The following is a 21,900-nucleotide window of genomic DNA, read 5'->3' as shown; positions in this document are numbered from 1 at the left end:
TGGAGGGCATGCCCATCAATGCACAGCTTGTCGATAATCCCAAATCCGAACGGGTGCGCCGTCTCGCCGACCTGACGAACCGTAGATCCCGGTACCGCATCGGCCGATTTCTGATCGAAGGGCCGCAGTCGGTGCGCGAGGCCGTCGTCTGTCGTCCGGATGTGGTGCGCGACCTGTACGTCGAAGTCGCGGACGATGGTGGCGAACGCCATGCCGCGACGGATACGCTGCAGCGCATCGTGGATCAGGCGTTGGAATCCGACATCTATGTGCATTGGGCCACCGGCGAGGTGATTCGCCGCATCAGCGCCGACGCCCAAGGCATAGTCGCCGTGGGTGATATCGAGGTCGTCCGCTCCACGTCGGACATACCGCATGCCGATCTCTCCGATTCGCATGACCTGCGTCTGGCCGCGCTCTGGCAGGTGCGCGACCCCGGCAACGCCGGTGCGGTGATTCGCGCCGCCGATGCCGCCGGATGCGATGCGGTGATTTTCGTGGACGACTGCGTGGACCTGTTCAATCCCAAAGTGGTGCGTTCCACCGCCGGCTCCCTGTTCCACCTGCCGGTGGTGCTTATGGGAACCGGCGACCTGCTCTCTTGGTCGTGGTTGCGGGGCATCAAAGTCATCGCCGCGGACGTGTACGGCACCGAGGATCGCGAGCCCCGTTCGCTGCCCGACGTGTTGGCGGAACGTTCCTTGGTCTCGGGTTCCTCGGCGGTGCTGTTCGGCAACGAGGCCCGCGGGTTGCCCGAGGACGTGCTGGATCAAGTGGACGAGATCGTGTCGATTCCGCTGTACGGCAAGGCCGAATCGCTTAATCTCGCCACCAGCGCCGCCGTCATGCTGATGAGTCTGGCGATGGCCTCCCACGCCTAGCCCTGGCTTACGGGCGGATGCCGGAACGATAAGCGTTGTCGAGTCATATTGAAAGAATGTGAAGTCGGTAAAACGCTGGAAATCATAAGGTTTGTAGGTTTTTACAACATACTCGGAAAGGGTTCTCGTGTCGCAGAACATGGTGTTCGACGCCCAGGCGGTGACCGCAGCGGTCGCCGAAGGCATCGAGAAAATCCAACAGGCCTCCACGCTGGAGGAATTGAAGACCATCAGAACGCAGTATTCCGGAGCTGACTCCGCGATGACCCAAGCCAGCAAGGCCATCGGATCGCTGCCCGCCGACCAGAAGAAGGACGCGGGCAAGCTGCTGGGTCAGCTGCGCGCCGACTTTGGACGCGCCTACGGCCCCAAAGAGGCCGAGCTCAAGGCGCAGGCCGAGGCCGCGGCCCTGGCCGCCGAAACGGTGGACATGACCCTGCCGGTCAACCGCAAGCCGTTGGGCGCCCGCCATCCGCTGCCCAAGCTGATGGAGGACGTCGAGGACTTCTTCGTCTCCATGGGCTGGCAGATCTCCACCGGCCCCGAAGTGGAAACCGAATGGTACGACTTCGACGCGCTGAACTTCGGCCCCGACCATCCCGCCCGCCAGATGCAGGACACCTTCTACGTCAAGGGCAACCAGGCCAAGGACGCGGCCGGCTTCGTCGGATCGAATATGGTGCTGCGCACGCAGACCTCCTCCGACCAGGTGCGCGCGCTGCTCACCCGCGGCGTGCCGCTGTACATCGCCTGCCCGGGCCGCGTGTTCCGCACCGACGAGCTCGACGCCACCCACACCCCGGTGTTCCACCAGTGCGAGGCGCTCGCCGTCGACAAGAACCTGACCATGGCGGACCTGAAGGGCGTGCTCGACAAGCTCGCGGTCGCCATGTTCGGCCCTGAGGCCAAGACGCGCCTGCGTCCCAGCTACTTCCCGTTCACCGAGCCGAGCGCCGAACTCGACCTGTGGTTCCCCGATAAGAAGGGCGGCCCGGGCTGGCTTGAATGGGGTGGCTGCGGCATGGTGAACCCGAACGTGCTCAAGTCCGCCGGACTCGACCCGAACGTGTACACCGGCTTCGCCTTCGGCGTGGGCATGGAGCGCACGCTGCTGCTGCGCCACGACATCAATGACATGCACGACCTCGTCGAGGGCGACGTGCGATTCAGCGAACAGTTTGTGATGGGGGAGTGATTGACCCATGCCTATGATCGATATCGATTGGCTTAACGACCATGTCGAGGTGCCCGAGGGACTGACCTACGAGCAGCTCGCCCAAGACCTGGTGCAGGTCGGTCTGGAAGAGGAGGAGATCCACTCCTCGCAGCTCACCGGCCCGATCGTCGTCGGCTACGTGGTGGACGCCACCCCGGAGCCGCAGAAGAACGGCAAGATCATCAACTGGTGCCATGTGGACGTCGGTGACGAATACAACGACGTCGACGAGAACGGCAACAAGGTGCCGCGCGGCATCGTGTGCGGCGCGCCCAATATGGCCGCCGGCGAGAAGGTCGTCGTGACCCTGCCCGGCGCCGTGCTGCCCGGCGATTTCAAAATCGAGCCGCGCAAGACCTACGGCCACATCTCCGACGGCATGTGCGCCTCCGAGCGCGAGCTGGGCCTGGGCAACGACCACAACGGCATCATCCTGCTGCGCGACTACGGCTTCACCGAAGAGGAATACGAGGCCCTGAAGCCCGGCGACGACGCGATGGGTCTGCTGCATCTCGACCAGCCGGTGCTGGAGATCAACATCACTCCCGACCGCGGCTACGCCTTCTCCTACCGCGGCGTCGCCCGCGAATACCACCACTCCACGGGCGCGGCGTACGTCGACCCGGCCGTGGAGCTGGGTGCCAAGGCACCGGAACCGGCCGATTACGCGCCCGGCACCGTCACCGATATGGAAATCATCATCGACGACGACAATCCGATCCACGGAGTGCCCGGCTGCGACCGCTACTACGCGCGCGCAGTGCGCGGATTCGACCCGGCGTCGCGCACGCCCAACTGGATGCGCCGCCGCCTCACCCGCGCCGGACAGCGTTCGATCTCGCTGGCCGTGGATGTGACCAACTATGTGATGATGGACCTGGGCCAGCCGATGCACGCCTACGATCTCGACAAGATCGAAGGGCCGATCGTGGTGCGCCGCGCGAAGGAAGGCGAGAAGCTCACCACGCTCGACGGCAAGGAGCACGAGCTGAGCGTCGAGGACCTGCTCATCACCGATTCCCCGAACGGCGAGCAGGGTTCGCGCATCCTCGGTCTGGCCGGCGTGATGGGCGGCCTGTACGGCGAAGTGACCGCGGAAACCAAGAACATCCTGCTCGAGGCCGCGCATTTCGACCAGGTGACCATCGCCCGTTCCGCACGCCGCCACAAGATCCCCTCCGAGGCGTCGCGCCGCTTCGAACGCGGCGTGGACACCGCGCTGCAGCCGGCCGCCGCCCAGATGGCCGCCGAACTGCTCACCAAGTACGGCAACGGCGAGGCCAGCAAGCATCCGAACGACGTGAACACCACCACGCACCGCAAGGCGATCGCCTTCAAAGCCACCGAAGTGGGCCGCGTGGCCGGCCTGGACGTGGACATCAACCGCATCAGCGACATCCTCACCGATATCGGCTGCGTGGTGGCCGGCGGCGGCAACGGCGAATTCTCCGTCACCGCGCCGACTTGGCGCCCTGACCTGAACGAGCCGTGCGATCTGGTCGAAGAGGTGGCCCGTCTGGTCGGCTACGACCAGATTCCGGTCACCGTGCCGCCCGCGCCGACCGAAGGCATGGTGGGATTGACCGCCGACCAGCGCCGCCGCCGCGAAGTGGCGCAGGAGCTCGCCGAATACGGCATGGTGGAGACGCTGAGCTATCCGTTCGTCGGAGACGAGGACTTCAAGGCCTTCGCCTACGGCAGCGATATGGACGCCATCAAGCGCGTCAGCGTCGAGATCGCCAACCCGCTGTACGGCGACCGCCCGTATTTGCGCCGCGACATCCTGCCCACGCTCGCCACCACCGTGCAGCGCAACCTGCGCCGCGGCATCGAGAACGTGGCCCTGTATGAGCTGGGACATGTGTATCTGTGGGATCCTGAAGCCCCCGCCATCCCGGCCCTGCCCGGCGGCGTGAAGCCGACCGACGAGCAGCTCGCCGCGCTCGACGCGGGCCTGCCCCAGCAGCCCGACCATGTGGCCGGCATCCTGGCTGGTCTGGCCGAAGACACCGGTTGGATGGGCGGCAAGCGCGCCGTCGACTGGTCCGACGCGGTTGAGGCGGTGCGTCGCATCGCCGATCGCATCGGCGCAGACATCACCCTGGACCAGCCGAAGGCCGACGAGATGCCCGCCCAGTGGCATCCGGGCCGCGCCGCCCGCGTGCTCGTCGGCGAGGAATTCGTCGGCTTCGTGGGCGAGCTGCATCCGCAGGTCAACGAGGCGCTGGGCTTCCCCGCGCATTCCGCCGCCTTCGAGCTGAACCTCACCGCCCTGTTCGCCACATTGGACGGCAAGCCGGTGCAGGCCAAGCCGATCTCCACCTTCCCGCCGGTCAAGCAGGATCTCGCCTTCACCGTGGCCGACACGGTGACCGCCGCCCAACTGGAGCGGGCGATCCGCGAAGCCGCGGGCAGCGACCTCGAATCCGTCGAACTCTTCGACGTGTTCACCGGCGAGCAGCTGGGCGAGGGCATGAAATCCCTGGCCTTCGCGGTCACCTTCCGTTCGCGCAGCAAGACGCTGGCCGCCGAGGACAGCGAGGCCATCCGCGAGGCGATCGTGGCCAAGGCCGCCGAGCTGGGCGCCCAGCTGCGCGCCTGAAGCAAACCCAATCAAAGGAGTTCGATGAGCGATACGGGCAAGCCGGAGTACGGCGAGTACCACGAGCCGGAATACGGTGCGAACGCGAGCCAGTACGGGGCGAATTACAATCCGTACATCTACGGCGCGCCCGATCCCGAACCCACCGCCGAGCAGACGGGCGCACCCGCGTCGCCATACGCCCAGCCGTATGGCGCGCCGGTGCAGTCCCAAGGTGCGCCCGGACAGCAGGGCCAGTTCGGCCAGCCCACGCAATACGGAGGGCAGAACGGCCCCTACGCCGGCGCGCCCCAAGGCCAGCCTTGGCAGCAGGGCCAAAGTCAGCAATGGCAGCAGCCAGGCCAGCCTTCGCATACGCCCCGCTTGTTCAACGGCATCGATCTGAACGATCCCGCTCAGAATCCGTTGTATGGACATTGGGACGCCTACGCGGTGATCTCCTTGATTCTCGCGTTGTTCTTCCCCGTGCCCGTGCTGTCCGCGCTGATGGGCGGGCTGGCGATGTGGCGGTGCCGCACCTTCCATATGAAGGGATTCTGGTTGGGATTCGCCGCCGTGGTGATCAACGTGCTCTACACCATCGCCGTGGTGTGGATGATGGTGAACGGCATCGATGCCATGAGCCTGTACCAGCAGATGCTTGAGCAACTGCAGGGCGGCGGATCGACGCCGGGTAGGGTGACCTATCCCGCCTGACGCGCACGCCACACGCCTGTATGCATAATTATGCATAAGTCTGCATACAAGTGTATACTGAAGCCTGATTTCGTTGTCGTGAAGGACTGATTATGGCGAAGTATACGGTTGCCGTGGCCGGTGCCACGGGATACGCGGGTGGCGAGGCGCTGCGCATTCTCGCCGCGCACCCTGATTTCGAAGTGGCATGCGTGGCCGGGCATTCCTCGGTGGGGGAGTCCATGGCCAAGCATATGCCGCATATTCCCCAGCTGGCCGACATGGTGGTGCAGGACACCACCGCCGAGGTGCTGAACGGATACGACGCGGTCATCCTCGCCCTGCCGCATGGCGCGTCCGGCGCGTTGGCCGCGCAGCTCGACGATAACGCCGTGGTGGTGGATCTGGGCGCCGACCATCGTCTTGAGGAGCGCTCCGCATGGGATGCGTTCTATGGTGGCGACTTCTACGAGCATTGGACCTATGGCATGCCCGAGCTCATCACCGGCAAAGCCGCCGACGGCTCGTACATACGCCAGCGCGCGGCGTTGCCCGGTACCAAGCGCATCGCAGGGCCCGGCTGCAACGTGACCGCCACCACGCTGGCGATGCAGCCCGGCGTGGCCGAAGGACTGGTCGAGCCGAAAAGCATCGTGGCCGATCTGGTGGTCGGCTATTCCGGCGCGGGCAAGGCCCTGAAGCGCACCAACCTGCTGGCTTCGGAGGCTTTGGGCTCCGCCCTGCCCTACGGCGTCGGCGGCACGCACCGCCACATCCCCGAGATTCTGCAGAACTTCGCCCACGCCGCGGGACTGACCGCGGCCGACGCGGACCGGTTCACGCTCGGATTCACGCCGATTCTCGCCCCCATGTCGCGAGGCATCCTCGCCTGCGTGAGCGCGCAGATGACCGACAAGGCGCGTGACCTGAACGATGACGAGATCCGCGCCATCTGGACGAATGCCTACTCGGACGAAGACTTCATGGTGATGCTGCCCGAAGGCGCGCTTCCCGCCACCGGCAATATCGTCGGATCGAACGCCGCGCATCTGCAGGTCGTCACCGACCGCAACGCCGGGCGCATCATCGCCTTCGCCGCTATCGACAACCTCAACCGCGGCACCGCCGGACAGGCGGTGCAGTCCCTGAACATCGCACTTGGCCTGCCCGAAGACGCAGGCCTGACCAAGATTGGAGTAGCACCGTGAGTGTGACATTCGCACAAGGATTCTCCGCCGCCGGCGTCGAGGCGGGCATCTCCGCAGTCGAAGGTAAAAAAGACCTGGCGCTGGTCGTCAACAACGGCCCGCTGGACGCGGCAGCCGGCGTGTTCACCTCGAACCGCTTCTGCGCGGCCCCCGTGCAGTGGACGCGCTCAATCATCGCCGACGGCCACGTCAAAGCCGTGATTCTGAACTCCGGCGGTGCGAACGCCTGCACCGGGCAGGCCGGCTACGAGCAGTCGCAGGCCACCGCGCAACACGTGGCCGAACTGTTGGGCGCCGCGCCCGAAGACATCGCCGTATGCTCCACCGGTCTGATCGGCGAGCTGCTGCCGCTCGACAACGTGCTGGCCGGTGCCAGCGCCGCGTTCGACGCGCTGGCCAGCACCGCCGAAGCCGGAGCGGATGCCTCGCATGCGATCATGACCACCGACACCAAGCCCAAAACCGTCGAACTCGAAGGCAACGGCTATCGCGTGGGCGGCATGGTCAAGGGCTCGGGCATGATCGCCCCGCAGCTGGCCACCATGCTTTCCGTGATCACCACCGACGCGGTCGTCACCGCCGGGCAGGCGCAGGCCGCCCTGCTCGCCGCCGTGGACACCTCGTTCAACCGCATCGACGTGGACGGCTGCCAGTCGACCAACGACACCGTGCTGCTGCTCGCCTCGGGCGCCTCCGGCGTGGAGCCCGACCCGGACGAGTTCAACGCGATGGTCGCCCAGGCGTGCGCTTCGCTCGCCCGCCAGATCATCGGCGACGGCGAGGGCGCCAGCCATGACATCCGCATCAGCGTCACCGGTGCCACCAGCGTGGACGCCGCCCTGGCCTGCGGCCGTGCCGTTGCCGCGTCGAATCTGCTCAAATGCGCCATCTCCGGCAACGATCCGAACTGGGGCCGCATCGTCAGCTCCATCGGCACCGTGCCAGCCAGCGTGGCCCCCTACGACGCCGACAAGGTGACCGTCGACGTCAACGGCGTGCGCATCTGCGAGAACGGCGGCGCGGGCCGCGACCGCTCCGAAGTCGACATGACCCCGCGCGAGGTGCATATCGACATCGACTTGAACGCCGGCGACGCCGAAGCCACGGTGTGGACCGACGACCTCACCCACGAATACGTCCACATCAACGCCGACTACGAAAGCTAAGTAAACCGGGTGTCCGGGGCTGCCGGCCTATATTCATCGTCCGACACGCTCCGGGCCGCTCAGGCCAAGTCTTTACGGTCTGACAATGAATATAGGCCGACAGCCCCTCGTGGCGTCGGTCCGTAAGGTAAAGGGAAAAATGGCAGAGTTAAAGGGACCAGGATTCCATTTCGACGTGCATACCGACCTGCGCGCCGACCAGAAGGCTGAGGTGCTGATCGAGGCGCTTCCGTGGCTGGAGGAGTTCGCCGGGCAGCGCATCGTCGTCAAATACGGCGGCAACGCGATGGTCGATGAGCATTTGAAGCAGTGCTTCGCCGAAGATATGGTGTTCCTGCGCCAGGTGGGATTGCATCCGATCGTCGTGCACGGCGGAGGCCCGCAGATCTCCCACATGCTCAAGGCCCTGAACATCGAATCCGAATTCAAGGGCGGCCTGCGCGTCACCACGCCCGAGGCGATGGATGTGGTGCGCATGGTGCTCACGGGAAAGGTGTCGCGCGAGCTCGTCGGTCTGATCAACTCGCACGGACCTCTGGCCGTGGGCCTGTCTGGAGAGGACGGAGGCCTGTTCTCCGCCATGCAGCGACGCCCGATCATCGACGGCAAACCCACCGACATCGGCCTTGTGGGCGATGTGGTGAGCGTGGACGCTTCGGCGGTCGAGGATCTGGTCGCGGCCGGGCGCATCCCTGTGGTCTCCTCCGTGGCGCCGAACGAGGAGGACGCCACCGAGGTGCTGAACGTCAACGCGGATTCGGCCGCCGCCGCGCTGGCCGCGGCCGTGGGCGCGCACAAGCTCATCATCCTGACCGATGTGGATGGCCTGTACGCCGACTGGCCCGACCGCAATTCGCTGATCGGCCGCATCGGCGTGGAGAACCTGCGCGATATGCTGCCCGACCTCGAATCGGGTATGCGACCGAAGATGGAGGCATGCGTGCGTGCGCTGGATGGCGGCGTCATGCAGGCGCATATTATCGACGGCCGCAAGCCGCATTCCATTCTGAATGAGATTTTCACCACCGCAGGCATCGGCACCATGGTCGTGCCGGACGGTGGCGTCGAGATGAGGAGCTCGTATGGCTACTGAGAACAAGGAAACGTTGGGAGTCGAAGGAACCCGGCTGCTGGGGGAGTACTCCCAGGTGCATATGAACGTGTTCGGCACGCCCCTGCGCGTGATGGACCACGGCGAAGGCGCGCATGTGTGGGACGTCGACGGCAACGAATACCTCGACTTCCTGGCGGGCATCGCCGTCAACTCGCTCGGATACGCGCATCCCGCATGGGTGAAGGCCGTCTCCGAGCAGGCCGCCAAGGTGGCGCATGTGAGCAACTACTTCGCCACCAAGCCGCAGATCGAGCTGGCCGCCAAACTCGTGGAGCTGGCCGGCGCGCCCGAGGGGTCGCACGTGTACTTCGGCAATTCCGGCGCGGAAGCCAATGAGGCGGCGCTGAAGCTCGCCAAGCTCTACGGCCGCACGCTGCCGGGCGCGGCGCCCGCCATGGGAGGCAAGCCTGCCCGCATCATCGCGCTGACCAACAGCTTCCACGGCCGTACGCTGGGTGCGCTTTCCGTCACTTGGAAGCCCGCCATCCGCAAGCCCTTCGACCCGCTGATGCCGAATGTCGAATTCGTGCGCGCCGGCGACCCCCTCGCCCTGTACGAGGCCTTCGCCGCGACCGGACTCGGCCACTACGGCAAGGGGCCGGTGGCCGCGGTGATCCTCGAACTCATCCAAGGCGAGGCCGGCGTCAAGCCGTTGGGCGCGGACTACATTAAGAAGGTGCGTGAGATGTGCGACATCAACCACGCGCTGCTTATCGTCGACGAGGTGCAGACCGGCATCGGCCGCACCGGAGAATGGTTCGCCTTCCAGCGCGAGGACTTGTCCGGCGGCGTGAAGCCGGATATGGTCACCTTCGCCAAGGGCGTGGCCAGCGGCTTCCCGATGGGCGGCATGATCGCCTTCGGCGGAAAGCTCTCCGCCCTGTTCACCCCCGGTTCCCACGGTTCGACCTTCGCGGGCAACTCGCTGGCCGCGGCCGCCGCCCTCGCCACGCTGAATGTGATCGAGGACGAGGGTCTGGTGGCCAACGCCGAGGCCCGCGGCAAGCAGCTGCGCGACGGGCTGATGTCCTGTGGCAATCCGCTGTACGTCTCCGTGCGCGGCCGCGGCCTGCTCGACGCCGTGGAACTCGCCCATCCCTGCTCGCATGCGGTGATGAACTGGGCTCTTGAGCACGGGCTTATCGTCAATGCGGTGCGCCCCGACTCGCTGCGCTTCGCGCCGCCGCTGAACGTCACCGAGCAGGACGTCGACCAAGCGCTCGCCATCCTCGCCCAGGTGCCCACCGACCTGCAGGACGACTGATCTGCCCGCAGGCCGCGACCATACGAAGAACGAACACTGTGCTGAAAGACAAGGAGCCACCAATGACCGGACAATTGCGTCACATGCTGCGTGACGACGATGTGAGCCATGAGGAGCAGAAGCAGATTCTCGAACTCGGTATGAAGTTCCGCGAGAACCGTTTCTACCGGCAGCCGTTCGCCGGGCCGCAGGGCGTCGCCGTGCTGTTCGACAAGCCCAGCACCCGCACCCGCACCAGCTTCTCCATCGGCGTGGCCGAACTCGGCGGCTATCCTCTGGTGATCGACAAGTCCGGCTCCCAGCTGGGCCGCGGCGAGCCGGTGGCCGACACCTCCCGCGTGCTCTCCGGCATGGCCTACGGCATCGTCTGGCGCACCTTCGGCCAGGATCGTGTCGAGGAGATGGCCCGGTACGCCAACTGCCCGGTGGTCAACGCCCTCACCGACCAGTTCCACCCCTGCCAGATCCTCGCCGACTTCCTCACCATCGCCCAGTTCCGTGGTGGAGTGGACGCGCTGGCCGGCAAAACCATCGCCTATCTGGGCGATGCCGCCAACAATATGGCCAACTCGTATCTGCTCGGCGGCGCGGTCGCCGGCATGCATGTGCGCGTGGCTGGCCCCAACGGCTTTCTGCCGGATAAGGCGATCGTGGCCGACGCGGAGCGCATCGCCGCCGAAAACGGCGGCTCGATCCTCGTCACCACCGATCCGAAAGAGGCCGTGGCCGGCGCCGACTGCGTGTTCACCGACACATGGGTGTCGATGGGCGAGGAGGCGGAATACGCGATCCGTTCCAAGCCGTTCTGGCCCTACCAGGTCAACGACGAGCTGATGGCTCTGGCCAAGCCGGACGCGCTGTTCCAGCACTGCCTGCCCGCCTATCGCGGCAAGGAGGTGACCTCTTCGGTGATCGACGGACCTCAATCCGTGGTGTGGGATGAGGCGGAGAACCGTCTGCATGCGCAGAAGGCGTTGCTTACCTGGCTTATCGGCCAGCAGCGCGGCGACGACACGTTGCTCGCCTGATGTCATCCGGATCCATTGACGAGTCTCGCACGAGAAAGACGCGGATGATGAGCGAAACCGGTCCGTCCTTGCAGCGTCCCGCGACGCGGGCCGCGCGATTAAGCGCCATCGAACAGGCGTTGCTGCATCATGTCATCACCTCGCAGTCGCAGCTGTCGCAGATTCTGCTCGACGAGGGATTCGACGTGACGCAGGCGACGCTCAGTCGCGACCTCGATGAGGTGAACGCGGTGAAAACCCGTCTCAAGGACGGTACGGTGGCCTATACGATCGCGGACGCGTCGTCGGGAATTTCGACGGCGGACGCGTCATCCGGCCGCGTCGAGCAGCAGATGTCCCGCGTGCTGTCCGGATTGGTCACCTCCGTGGCCGCCGCGCGCAATCTCGTCGTGGTGCACACGCCTTCTGGAGCCGCGCAGTATGTGGCCAGCGTCATCGACAAGCAGCCGCTTGACGATGTGCTGGGCACCATCGCGGGCGATGACACCGTGATGATGATCTGCTCGGACGACGAACCGGCGAAGCGCCGCGCGCGATGGCTGTTGGACATCGTCTCGAAAACCCAGCAGTAACGCCACGCGCCCGACGCGACGCACCGAAGTGAATACTTATACATACCTTTGCATATACTCGTGCATAACGATGTGACAAGAAAGGCAAACCATGGCAGATAACAATCGTCTTGTGCTGGCGTATTCCGGCGGTCTTGACACCTCCGTCGCCATCTCGTACCTCAAGGAGCGCACCGGCAAGGATGTCGTCGCCGTCTCCCTCGACGTCGGACAGGGCGGCGAGAGCCTGGAGACCATCCGCGAGCGCGCGCTGGCGTGCGGAGCGGTCGAATCCTATGTGGTCGACGCCCGCGACGAGTTCGCCAACGAATACTGCATGATGGCCCTGAAGGCCAACGCCATGTACGAGGGCGTGTACCCGCTGGTCTCCGCCATCTCCCGTCCGCTGATCTCCAAGCATCTGGTGCGCGCCGCCCACCAGTTCGGCGCCGACACCATCTCCCACGGCTGCACCGGCAAGGGCAACGACCAGGTGCGTTTCGAGGTGTCCATCGCCTCCATCGATCCGACCCTGAAGGCCATCAGCCCGATTCGCGATCTTTCCCTGACCCGTGACGTGGAGATCGCGTTCGCCAAGGAGCACAAGCTGCCGATCGTGCAGACCGAGAAGAGCCCGTACTCCATCGACCAGAACGTGTGGGGCCGCGCCATCGAAACCGGCTTCCTCGAGGATCCGTGGAACGGTCCGACCAAGGACTGCTACTCCTACACCGACGATCCCGCGTTCCCGCCCGTCGAGGACGAGGTCGTCATCGAATTCAAGCAGGGCATCCCGGTCAAGATCGACGGCCGCGACGTCACCCCGCTGCAGGCCATCGAGGAGATGAACCGCCGTGCCGGCGCGCAGGGCATCGGCCGCATCGATCTGATCGAGGATCGTCTGGTGGGCATCAAGTCCCGCGAGCTGTACGAGTGCCCGGGCGCCGTGGCGCTGATCACCGCCCATCAGGAGCTGGAGAACTGCTGCCTGGAGCGCGAACAGCACCGCATCAAGCGCGACATCGACAAGCGCTGGGGCGAGCTGGTCTACGATGCGCAGTGGTTCAGCCCGGCCGTCAAGTCGCTTAACGCCTTCATCGAAGACACCCAGCAGTACGTCTCCGGCGAGATCCGCATGATCCTGCACGGCGGCCGCGCCGTCGTGACCGGTCGTCGCTCCGACACCTCGCTGTACGACTACAACCTGGCCACCTACGATTCCGGCGACAGCTTCGACCAGAAGTCCTCCAACGGCTTCATCGACATCTACGGACTGCCCAGCCGTGTGGCCGCGGCCCGCGACGTCAAGTTCGGCAACGGCATCGAAGTGCCGAACAACACCGTCGAATAATCGTCCCTCTCTCGTCATTTCGAGTGAAGCGCGTTCCTTCTCTCGTCATTTCGAGCAGGGCGTAATTCCCTCTCGTCATTTCGAGTGAAGCGTAGCGGAGTCGAGAAATCCCGATACCCTGAAGGGGAGGATTTCCCGGCTCCGTTTTTTCAATCCGCAGCCGAACCGACGGCATCGCTAGACCCAACATAAGGACCACCATGACCGAAACCAATAGCAACGAACATCTCGCCCTGTGGGGCGGGCGCTTCTCGTCCGGCCCTTCGCCCGAGCTTGCCCTTCTGTCCAAATCCACCCAGTTCGACTGGCGTCTTGCCGACGACGACATCGCCGGCTCGCGCGCCCACGCCCGCGCGCTCGGCCGCGCCGGTCTGCTTACCGATGACGAGCTCGAACGCATGGAGGCCGCGCTCGACGAGCTGCAGCGTCAGGTCGATTCGGGCGCGTTCGCGCCGGTCGAGGACGACGAGGACGAGGCCACCGCGCTCGAACGCGGACTGCTGGCCATCGCCGGCGACGAACTCGGCGGCAAACTGCGCGCCGGACGCTCCCGCAACGACCAGATCGCCTGCCTGATCCGCATGTGGCTGCGCCGCCACGCACGGGTTATCGCCGGCGAACTGCTCGCACTCGTCAACGCGCTGATCGAACAGTCCGTCGCGGCTGGTCGCACCGTGATGCCGGGCCGCACCCACATGCAGCACGCGCAGCCTGTGCTGCTCGCCCACCAGCTGATGGCCCACGCCTGGCCGCTGCTGCGCGACGTGCAGCGACTGGTCGACTGGGACGCGCGCATCGACGCCTCCCCGTACGGTTCCGGCGCGCTCGCCGGCAACACGCTCGGCCTCGACCCCGAGGCCGTGGCCCGCGAACTCGGCTTCTCGCGTGTGACCGACAACTCCATCGACGGCACCGCCTCGCGCGATCTGGTCGCCGAATTCGCCTTCGTGGCCGCCATGGCCGGCGTGGACATCTCCCGCCTGAGCGAGGAGATCATCATCTGGAACACGCAGGAATTCGCGTTCGTGCGTCTCGACGACGCCTACTCCACCGGCTCGTCGATTATGCCGCAGAAGAAGAATCCGGACATCGCCGAACTGGCGCGCGGCAAGTCCGGCCGCCTCATCGGCGATCTGACCGGCCTACTGACCACGCTTAAGGGCCTGCCGACCGCCTACGCCCGCGACCTGCAGGAAGACAAGGAGGCCGTGTTCGACCAGGTCGACACGCTCGAGGTGCTGCTGCCCGCCTTCACCGGCATGGTGCGCACCATGGTGTTCGACGCCGAACGTCTTGAGGCCGAAGCTCCCACCGGTTTCGCCCTCGCCACCGACATCGCCGAATGGCTCGTTAAGAACGGCGTGCCGTTCCGCCACGCACACGAGCTTTCCGGCGCATGCGTGAAGATCGCCGAAGGCCGCGGCCAGGAATTGTGGGATCTGACCGACGAGGACTTCGTCGCCACCTTCGACGGCTTCCTGCCCGCCGAACTGGCGCCGCAGGTGCGCGAGGTGCTCTCCAGCCACGGTTCCGTCGATTCGCGCAACGGCAAGGGCGGCACCGCCTACGACCGCGTGGTCGAGCAGCTTGAGGACGCCAAGCGTGCCGTCGCCGAACTGACGGCCTTCGCCGAGTCCACGTCGGACGGTTCCGCCTACAAGGTCCCCGGCACCTTCTGATTGGAGTTTTCGACGCGAACGCCCCGCCATCCAAAACTCAAGGATGGCGAGGCGTTCGCATGTCGTCATCCTGAGCGGAGGCGGAGCCGGAGTCGAAGGATCTCCAGCATTCGGTTGGGATTCTTCGACTCCACTGCGTTCCGCTCAGAATGACGGGTGAGTGGGGTGTTTCGCTCAGAATGACGACGTTTCGGCGGACTGGTGTTTGCGACTGGGAACGAAACCGCGGATCCAATGGTTCTTACCGCGGCTTTTCACATAGATGAAGCCGAATACGCAGAACACGGCGGCACCGATGAAATTCACGATCAGATCGTTCATCGTGTCGCGCAAACCGATGTCGAGATAGCCGTTGATGCCCAAATCCTGTCCGTTGACCATGGTGGAGGTGATGCCGCCGATGGTGACGGTGGCCGAGTTGCGGTCCGGATTGAGCAGCACGGAATGAATCGAAGTCACCACGGAGTCCTTCTGCATATCCCAGCCGAAGAGATTGTCCATCGTGTATTCGAAGAACTCCCACAGCACGCCGATGGTCATCGAGAAGCAGAATGCCACCAGCGACAGATACGACGGCGAAAGACTGAACTTCGCGCTTTCGCGTCGGTTGAGCAGATCCACCAGCGAGAAGCCGATAGCCGCCGCCAAAAAGCCGTTGATCGTGTGCAACACCGTGTCCCAGAAGGGGAACAGTTCATAGAACGAGCTGATCTCGCCCAGAATCTCCGCAGCGAAGATGAACACAAGGATGATGATCTCCAAAGTGGAGGGGAACTCGATTTTGAACGTCACCTGCACGAAACTGGGCGCGGTGAGCAGAATCAGCGTGAGCACGCACAGGAACACGTTCTCGTAGTTGCCGTTGAGGAACTGCAACACCATGGTCACCAGCACCAACGTGCGCAGCACCATATAGACGATGAACGAGCTTTTGTGCTCGCGGATCTCCACTCCCATCGCCTTGCGGGTGGCCCTCATCCTCGCGCGCAGGCCCTCGCGCTTCGTACCGTTGCTATCCATGGCGGTTCCTTTCTCCGCTGACAGTCTATCGGTGGCGCTGACCGCGGAACCACACGACCGTCATCCAAAGGCAGGAAAAGAACATCATTCGACCGGATGAGAGCGACCGCCCACACCGTTGCGTACAATCATGGGCGGGACAATCCGACAACCACCACAAGGCGGCCGCGCAAGCCTAGCCGCACACAAGGGGAAACGACGTGCTGAGCAGACACCAGATCCGCACACTGGTACACCATCATGGACATGACATTCTTGCGCACGAGCGCATGCAGATTCAACGCGACTGCTATCAGCACGGCGCCGTCACCACCTACGCGCATTCCATCCGCGTGGCCTGCCTGGCCGTGTATTTCGCCGACCGGTTGCGCCTGTGGCGCAGGGTCAATCTGCGCTCGCTGATCCGCGCGGCTCTGTTGCACGACTATTTCCTCTACGACTGGCACCGCTGGGACAACGGCGAACACCGCTGGCACGGCTTCACCCACGGCGGCCGCGCGCTCGCCAACGCCATGGAGGATTTCGAGCTCAACCATATCGAACGCGACAGCATCGCCAACCACATGTTCCCTCTGACGCCGCGTCCGCCGCGCTATATCGAGGGGTATCTGGTCACCATGGCCGACAAGATCAGCGCCACGCGCGAGACGGTCAGCCTCGAACGTTTCCGCAAGGCCGAACTGGCCGCGGCCCGTAAGGAGGCCTGATGATCGCCGTCGCACTGTCGCATCTGTTTCTGTGGTTTCTGTTCTACAGTTTCGCCGGCTGGGTGTATGAGACGATTCTCGTCTCCGTGCGCGAACGTCGCTTCGTCAACCGCGGCTTCCTCAACGGCCCGTTGTGCCCGATCTACGGAACCGGTGCGGTGATGGCCATCGTGCTGTTGCGTCAGATCGACAACGCGGCCGTGCTGTTCCTGGTCTCCGCGCTTGGCGCGAGCGTGCTGGAATACGTCACCTCGTGGGGGATGGAGAAACTGTTCCACGCCCGATGGTGGGATTATTCCCACTTCCGCTTCAACATCAACGGCCGCGTATGCCTGCTGGGTGCGGTGGTCTTCGGCATCGCCGGCGTGGCGATCGTCAAGCTCGTGCATCCGTGGGTGGCCTCCGCCACCGACATGCTGCCCCTGCCGGTCGTGCATTGGCTGACCTTCGTGTGTTTCGTATTGGTGGTCATCGACTGTGCGGTCACCGTGGCCGGCGTGATGGACTTCGAACGCCAGATCGCCCTGCTCGCCGAATTCGTGCAGACACATGCCGAGAAGGCCGGGGACTCCTGGGAATGGGGCAAGGACGCGTTCGCCGACAAGCTGCACGACTGGTCCAGCTCGTCGCAGGAGAGGCTGTCCCGTCTGCGCGGTGCCGTCACGTCGGTGCTGGGACGCCAGCAGCAGCGTATGATCCGCTCCTTCCCGCACTTTAGGCCTGTCCGCTACGGGCAGGTGGTCGACACCATCCGTGAGATCATGCGCCGCGGCGAGCGCTGACGCTCACAAGGTCGGTGGGATTCCTCGACTTCGCTCGGAATGACAGTGGGACGCTTATTCCCGTCATGCTGAGCGCAGCGGAGCGAGGCGCAAGCATCTCCATCCGAACGACGGTGTGTCGGAACGGATGCCTCTCAACGCACTGTCTGTGTGTTCTGCGAAACTGTAGGGTGCTGAAAAAGCGGCAGAATATCCAACAATTCGATAGGGAGAAGCGACCAGCTATGGCTCACGTCACCAATTTCAAGGAAGCGGGATTCGACACCCTGCTTGATGAACTGGAATGGCGCGGGTTGGTTTCCCAGTCCACGGACAGGGAACGACTCGCCAGCGCGTTGAACGGTGAGCCGATCACCTATTATTGCGGCTTCGACCCAACCGCCGCCTCCCTGCATATCGGCAATCTCGTGCAGCTCATCAATATGCGCCACCTGCAGCTCGCAGGGCATCATCCGATCGCTCTGGTGGGCGGCGCGACCGGTCTGATCGGAGACCCGCGCCAGTCGGGCGAGCGCACGCTCAACCCGAAGGACGTGGTGGCCGAGTGGGCTGAGCGTCTCAAGCGGCAGATCGGCGGCATTCTCGACACCACCGGCGACAATCCGGTGCGTTTCGTGAGCAACTACGACTGGACCGCCTCGATGAGCGTCATCGACTTCCTGCGCGACGTGGGCAAGAACTTCCGTTTGGGCACCATGCTCGCCAAGGACACGGTGGCCCGCCGACTCAACTCCGAGGAGGGCATCTCCTTCACCGAGTTCAGCTATCAGGTGCTGCAGGGCAACGACTTCCTGCATCTGTACGACGAGTACGGCTGTACGCTGGAACTCGGCGGCTCCGACCAGTGGGGCAACCTCACCTCGGGCCTCGACCTGATCCACAAGATGCGCGGCGAGGACGTGAACGTGTTCACCAGTCCGATCATCACCGACGCGCAGGGCAAGAAGTTCGGCAAGTCCGAGGGCAACGCCGTGTGGATCGACGCCACGATGCTCAGCCCGTACAAGTTCTACCAGTTCTGGATCAACCGCCCGGATGTGGAGATGGAAAGCCTGCTGAAGGCGTTCACCTTCCTGCCCAAGGCCGAGATCGAGCGCTTGGTGGAGGAATCCAAGACGAATCCGGGCGCGCGTGAGGCGCAGAAGACCCTCGCCTGGGAGGTCACCAGCTTCGTGCACGGCGAGCAGGCCACGCAGGCCGCCATCGACGCGTCATCCGCCCTGTTCGGCCGCGGCGGCGCTTTGGAAGACATCGACGCGGACACGCTTGAATCCGTGCTCGACGGCTTCAAGGTGCCGGGGGAGAACGGCGAACATGTGTTCCCGCAGGCCTCGGCCGGCGACCGTCTGATCGACGCGGCGCAGACCGCGGGTCTGTTCAAAACCGCTTCCGAAGCCCGTCGCGCGATCAAGTCCGGCGGCGTGTACCTCAACAACAACCGAGTCGAGGATGAGGAGCTCACCCTCGACGACCATGACTTCCTGCAGGGGCGTTTCGCGTTGATCCGCCGAGGCAAGAAAGCCCTCGGCGCGGTCGAACGCCGCTAAAGCACGGCCCGGTATGTCCTCATCCGGGCATCGACATCGAGACATCAACGGCGCATAGCGCAGACACAACACAAAGGGATGAGTATGACTCAAGACAACAATCACGGATCGCGCGACGGCAAGTCCTACGGCGGCAACGGCCGCGGCCGGTCCTATGGCAACGGCGGCTCCCGCGGCGGCTATGGCAAGTCCGGCTCCCGTGGCGGCAAATCCTACGGTGGTGGCCGCGGCTTCCGCAAGGACGGGCAGCGTTCCGAAGGCGGTTACCGCAAGGACGGCTTCCGCCGGGACCGTGACGACAACCGTGACTTCCGTTCCGAGGGCGGCGAGCGTCGCGAGGGCGGTTACCGCAAGAACTTCCATAACGACGACCGTCGCGGCGGCTACCGCAAGCACGATGGCTACCGTAAGGACGGCTTCCGCAAGGATCGTGACCGCGACTTCCGCCGCGACGGCGAAGGCGGATCCGAGGGCGGCGAGCGTCGCGACTTCAACCGCGGTCCGCGTCGCGATGGCGAGCATGGCGGCTACCGCGGCAACGGCCGTGGCGGCGAGCGCGGCGGTTATCGCGGCAATGGCGGCTACCGTGGCCGTCGTGACGGCGACAATCCGCGCTACCAGCATGGCGACAAGCCGTGGCGCAAGGACGGCGAGGACCGCGGCGAGCGCCGCGATGGCGAACGCCGTGACTATCGTCGCGATGGCGACCGCCGTGATTTCCGTCGTGACGGGGACCGCCGCGACTTCCATCGCGATGGCGAGCGTCGTGACTTCCACCGTGACGGCGACCGCCGTAACGACCGTCGTGACAACCGCTACGGCGGCGACCGTCGCGACAACCGTTACGATCGCGACCGTCGCAATGACCGCCGTGACGACAACCGCCGTGGCGAGCGTCGCGAGTTCACTCCCGAGGAGCGCGCCGAATACCGTGAGCGCAAGAACCGCGAGTATATGGATCGTCCCCGTCGCAATTCCGACGGCACGATGAGCTTCCCCTCGCAGAATCCGTACACCGCGCGCCGTCCCGACGAGCCGAAGATGCCCAAGGGCATGGAATGGTCGATGCTCTCGAAGGATGAGAAGGAGCGTCTGCGCGGTCTGGCCAAGGAGCACGCCGAGAACATCGGCCTGCATATTCTGGCCACCTACGCGCTGATCGATGACGACCCGGCGGCGGCGCTCGAGCATGCCAAGTGGGTGGCGCGTCAGGCGTCCCGCATCGACTTCGCCCGTGAGACGCTCGCCTTCGTGGCCTACCGCATGGGCGACTACAAGCTCGCCCTGCGTGAGTTCCGCACCGCGTTCCGCATGAACGGATATCCGGACTACCTGCCGTTCATCGCCGACTGTGAACGCGGACTCGGCAACCCGAAGAAGGCCATTGAAATGGCCGTCTCCGACGAGGCCAAGATGCTGCGCGGCGATGCCAAGGCCGAGATGTTCCTGGTGTACGCCGGCGCGTTGGGTGATCTGGAACTGTGGGACAAGGCCATCGAAATCGCGCATACGCTGGGCCGTTCCCAGGGCATCTCGGGCGGCTACCGCATGCGTGCGATCCAGGCCGAGCAGCTGTTCCTTGAAGAGGCGGGACGCGACGACGACGCGGCCGCCCTCGACGGTCTGCTCGACAAGCTGGAGATGCAGTACGCCGATGAGGATCTGGATGAGGAATCCGACGACGTGGTGATCGACCATGATCTTCAGGGCCTGACCGATGACTCCGACGTGCTGGAGAAGCTCGGCATCGACCCGTCCATGGCCCAGTACGCGCCCGAACCCGAGTATGAGGACGAGGGCGATTACGAGGACGACTACGACGAGGATGACGACCTCGACGAGTCTGATGAGTCCGACGACAATCTGGACGAGGACGACGAGAACGAGGTCGAATCCTTCGCCGACGACGTCATCGAAGAAGGCGAAGCCACTCCGTCCGACGATGACGAATCCGAACTGCCCGCCGAAGAGGCGCTCGAAGGCGTGGAATCCGACGTCGAACCGGCCGCTCTGGCCGAAGGCGACGAATCCGGCGACATCGAAGGCGACGAATCCGAAGAGGAGTGATGAAACGGTGACGCGCATGCTTCTGGGCACCGACAAACCGTTGGCGCAGGCCTACCAGCTGGCGCTGCTGGATCTGGACGGCGTGGTGTACCGCGGCAAAAACCCGGTCGACCACGCCGCCGAAAGCATCCGCCAGGCCGAGGCGAGCGGCATGACCATCGAATACACGACGAACAACTCGTCGCGGTTCCAACAGGTGGTGGCCGACCAACTCAAAGGATTCGGTTTGGAAGTCGAAGCCTGGCAGGTCATCACCTCATCGGTGGTGGCGGCGCGTATGGTCGCCCGGGCCGTGCCCGCCGGCGCGAAAGTGCTGGTGGTGGGTGCCGAACATCTGCGTCAGGAAGTCGCCGCCCAAGGGCTGACCGTCGTCGAGAAAGCCGCCGACGGGCCCGACGCGGTCATCCAAGGCTGGTATCCCGACATGACCTGGTCGATGCTGGCCGAAGCCTCATACGCTGTCGAGCATGGCGCCACCTATTTCGTCACCAACCGCGACCTGACGATTCCCCGCGAAATGGGCATCGCGCCCGGCTGCGGGTCGATGATCCAAGCCGTGATCAACGCCACCGGCGTCGAACCGGTCGCCTCGGCCGGCAAGCCCGAATCGTTCATGTACGACGAGGCGCGTGCGCTCAACGCGTCCGACGGGCGCGACCTGGTCGACAAGGCGGAGTCCATCGCCATCGGCGACCGTCTGGACACCGACATCGAAGCGGGCAACCGCGGCGGCTACGATTCGCTCGCCGTGCTCACCGGCGTGACCAATCCGAGCGAACTCATGCTGGCCCCCGAACATCTGCGCCCCACCTACATCGCCCGCGATCTGCGCGCGCTGGCCGAGTCGCAGCCCATGCCCGCCCGACAGGCGGACGGCTCATGGCGTTGCGCCGACGCCTCGGCATGGCTGGAGGCCGGCGGTCTGCGCGTCAGCGACGGCGGCGACATCAACGCGCTGCGCGCAGCCGTATGCCTGATGTGGGAGGCGGCCGACCAAGGCATGGACGTCACCGACGTCACCTTGCCGCAGTGGACGTTGTAA

Annotated in this window: 18 protein-coding genes; 17 read left to right on the top strand and 1 reads right to left on the bottom strand. The window is 64.7% G+C overall.

What is annotated here, in order from left to right:
- Positions 1 to 8 precede the first annotated feature (8 nt).
- The 12 genes from AC1AV0_RS01345 to argH all read left to right on the top strand — a co-directional run bounded on the left by AC1AV0_RS01345 (position 9) and on the right by argH (position 14,735).
- Positions 9 to 881: a TrmH family RNA methyltransferase gene (locus AC1AV0_RS01345; protein WP_476570694.1), complete on the top strand. Its 873-nt coding sequence runs from the start codon at positions 9 to 11 to the stop codon at positions 879 to 881.
- 139 nt (positions 882 to 1,020) lie between these two features.
- Positions 1,021 to 2,076, top strand: coding sequence for a phenylalanine--tRNA ligase subunit alpha (gene pheS / locus AC1AV0_RS01340; protein WP_476570924.1), 1,056 nt, complete (start codon positions 1,021 to 1,023; stop codon positions 2,074 to 2,076).
- 7 nt (positions 2,077 to 2,083) lie between these two features.
- Entirely contained in the window at positions 2,084 to 4,699 is a 2,616-nt protein-coding gene (gene pheT / locus AC1AV0_RS01335; protein WP_476570693.1) for a phenylalanine--tRNA ligase subunit beta, read from the top strand.
- 24 nt (positions 4,700 to 4,723) lie between these two features.
- Positions 4,724 to 5,395, top strand: coding sequence for a hypothetical protein (locus tag AC1AV0_RS01330; protein WP_476570692.1), 672 nt, complete (start codon positions 4,724 to 4,726; stop codon positions 5,393 to 5,395).
- Positions 5,396 to 5,487: 92 nt separating this feature from the next.
- Positions 5,488 to 6,582 carry an N-acetyl-gamma-glutamyl-phosphate reductase gene (gene argC, locus AC1AV0_RS01325; RefSeq protein ID WP_476570691.1) on the top strand — a complete coding sequence of 365 codons (1,095 nt, stop codon included), beginning with the start codon at positions 5,488 to 5,490 and terminating at the stop codon, positions 6,580 to 6,582.
- Positions 6,579 to 7,748, top strand: coding sequence for a bifunctional glutamate N-acetyltransferase/amino-acid acetyltransferase ArgJ (gene argJ, locus AC1AV0_RS01320; RefSeq protein ID WP_476570690.1), 1,170 nt, complete (start codon positions 6,579 to 6,581; stop codon positions 7,746 to 7,748). The genes argC and argJ overlap by 4 nt, the downstream gene beginning before the upstream one ends.
- Before the next feature lie 139 nt (positions 7,749 to 7,887).
- Positions 7,888 to 8,841: an acetylglutamate kinase gene (gene argB, locus AC1AV0_RS01315; RefSeq protein WP_476570689.1), complete on the top strand. Its 954-nt coding sequence runs from the start codon at positions 7,888 to 7,890 to the stop codon at positions 8,839 to 8,841.
- Positions 8,831 to 10,126, top strand: coding sequence for an acetylornithine transaminase (locus AC1AV0_RS01310; RefSeq protein WP_476570688.1), 1,296 nt, complete (start codon positions 8,831 to 8,833; stop codon positions 10,124 to 10,126). The genes argB and AC1AV0_RS01310 overlap by 11 nt, the downstream gene beginning before the upstream one ends.
- 62 nt (positions 10,127 to 10,188) lie before the next feature.
- Positions 10,189 to 11,154 carry an ornithine carbamoyltransferase gene (argF, locus tag AC1AV0_RS01305; protein WP_476570687.1) on the top strand — a complete coding sequence of 322 codons (966 nt, stop codon included), beginning with the start codon at positions 10,189 to 10,191 and terminating at the stop codon, positions 11,152 to 11,154.
- A gap of 47 nt (positions 11,155 to 11,201) precedes the next feature.
- Positions 11,202 to 11,726 carry an arginine repressor gene (gene argR / locus AC1AV0_RS01300; RefSeq protein ID WP_476570922.1) on the top strand — a complete coding sequence of 175 codons (525 nt, stop codon included), beginning with the start codon at positions 11,202 to 11,204 and terminating at the stop codon, positions 11,724 to 11,726.
- 91 nt (positions 11,727 to 11,817) lie between these two features.
- Complete coding sequence (locus AC1AV0_RS01295; protein WP_476570686.1) at positions 11,818 to 13,056, top strand: argininosuccinate synthase; 1,239 nt, start codon at positions 11,818 to 11,820, stop codon at positions 13,054 to 13,056.
- A gap of 200 nt (positions 13,057 to 13,256) precedes the next feature.
- Entirely contained in the window at positions 13,257 to 14,735 is a 1,479-nt protein-coding gene (gene argH / locus AC1AV0_RS01290) for an argininosuccinate lyase (RefSeq protein WP_476570685.1), read from the top strand.
- Between the two features lie 174 nt (positions 14,736 to 14,909).
- On the opposite strand, the gene AC1AV0_RS01285 is transcribed toward argH, so the two are convergent.
- Complete coding sequence (locus tag AC1AV0_RS01285; protein ID WP_476570684.1) at positions 14,910 to 15,755, bottom strand: DUF2238 domain-containing protein; 846 nt, start codon at positions 15,753 to 15,755, stop codon at positions 14,910 to 14,912.
- A gap of 200 nt (positions 15,756 to 15,955) precedes the next feature.
- Here AC1AV0_RS01285 and AC1AV0_RS01280 point away from each other — a divergent pair, with 200 nt between their 5' ends.
- From AC1AV0_RS01280 to AC1AV0_RS01260, 5 genes are all read left to right on the top strand, one after another.
- Positions 15,956 to 16,462: an HD domain-containing protein gene (locus AC1AV0_RS01280; protein ID WP_476570683.1), complete on the top strand. Its 507-nt coding sequence runs from the start codon at positions 15,956 to 15,958 to the stop codon at positions 16,460 to 16,462.
- 2 nt (positions 16,463 to 16,464) lie between these two features.
- Positions 16,465 to 17,244 carry a putative ABC transporter permease gene (locus AC1AV0_RS01275; RefSeq protein WP_476570920.1) on the top strand — a complete coding sequence of 260 codons (780 nt, stop codon included), beginning with the start codon at positions 16,465 to 16,467 and terminating at the stop codon, positions 17,242 to 17,244.
- Between the two features lie 224 nt (positions 17,245 to 17,468).
- Positions 17,469 to 18,791, top strand: coding sequence for a tyrosine--tRNA ligase (gene tyrS / locus AC1AV0_RS01270; RefSeq protein ID WP_476570682.1), 1,323 nt, complete (start codon positions 17,469 to 17,471; stop codon positions 18,789 to 18,791).
- Positions 18,792 to 18,875: 84 nt separating this feature from the next.
- Entirely contained in the window at positions 18,876 to 20,858 is a 1,983-nt protein-coding gene (locus AC1AV0_RS01265; RefSeq protein ID WP_476570681.1) for a tetratricopeptide repeat protein, read from the top strand.
- A gap of 7 nt (positions 20,859 to 20,865) precedes the next feature.
- Positions 20,866 to 21,900 carry an HAD-IIA family hydrolase gene (locus tag AC1AV0_RS01260; RefSeq protein WP_476570680.1) on the top strand — a complete coding sequence of 345 codons (1,035 nt, stop codon included), beginning with the start codon at positions 20,866 to 20,868 and terminating at the stop codon, positions 21,898 to 21,900.

Source organism: Bifidobacterium sp. LH_558, assembly GCF_056356295.1.
This window is presented reverse-complemented; position numbering and strand designations above follow the sequence as displayed.

Excerpts from the sequence above, each read along its gene's own strand:
- argR (WP_476570922.1), top strand. The coding sequence starts at position 11,202 with ATGAGCGAAACCGGTCCGTCCTTGCAGCGTCCCGCGACGCGGGCCGCG.
- AC1AV0_RS01330 (WP_476570692.1), top strand. The coding sequence starts at position 4,724 with ATGAGCGATACGGGCAAGCCGGAGTACGGCGAGTACCACGAGCCGGAA.
- pheT (WP_476570693.1), top strand. The coding sequence starts at position 2,084 with ATGCCTATGATCGATATCGATTGGCTTAACGACCATGTCGAGGTGCCC.
- AC1AV0_RS01265 (WP_476570681.1), top strand. The coding sequence starts at position 18,876 with ATGACTCAAGACAACAATCACGGATCGCGCGACGGCAAGTCCTACGGC.
- pheS (WP_476570924.1), top strand. The coding sequence starts at position 1,021 with ATGGTGTTCGACGCCCAGGCGGTGACCGCAGCGGTCGCCGAAGGCATC.
- argH (WP_476570685.1), top strand. The coding sequence starts at position 13,257 with ATGACCGAAACCAATAGCAACGAACATCTCGCCCTGTGGGGCGGGCGC.
- tyrS (WP_476570682.1), top strand. The coding sequence starts at position 17,469 with ATGGCTCACGTCACCAATTTCAAGGAAGCGGGATTCGACACCCTGCTT.
- AC1AV0_RS01345 (WP_476570694.1), top strand. The coding sequence starts at position 9 with ATGCCCATCAATGCACAGCTTGTCGATAATCCCAAATCCGAACGGGTG.
- AC1AV0_RS01285 (WP_476570684.1), bottom strand. The coding sequence starts at position 15,755 with ATGGATAGCAACGGTACGAAGCGCGAGGGCCTGCGCGCGAGGATGAGG.
- argF (WP_476570687.1), top strand. The coding sequence starts at position 10,189 with ATGACCGGACAATTGCGTCACATGCTGCGTGACGACGATGTGAGCCAT.
- AC1AV0_RS01310 (WP_476570688.1), top strand. The coding sequence starts at position 8,831 with ATGGCTACTGAGAACAAGGAAACGTTGGGAGTCGAAGGAACCCGGCTG.
- argB (WP_476570689.1), top strand. The coding sequence starts at position 7,888 with ATGGCAGAGTTAAAGGGACCAGGATTCCATTTCGACGTGCATACCGAC.
- argC (WP_476570691.1), top strand. The coding sequence starts at position 5,488 with ATGGCGAAGTATACGGTTGCCGTGGCCGGTGCCACGGGATACGCGGGT.
- AC1AV0_RS01295 (WP_476570686.1), top strand. The coding sequence starts at position 11,818 with ATGGCAGATAACAATCGTCTTGTGCTGGCGTATTCCGGCGGTCTTGAC.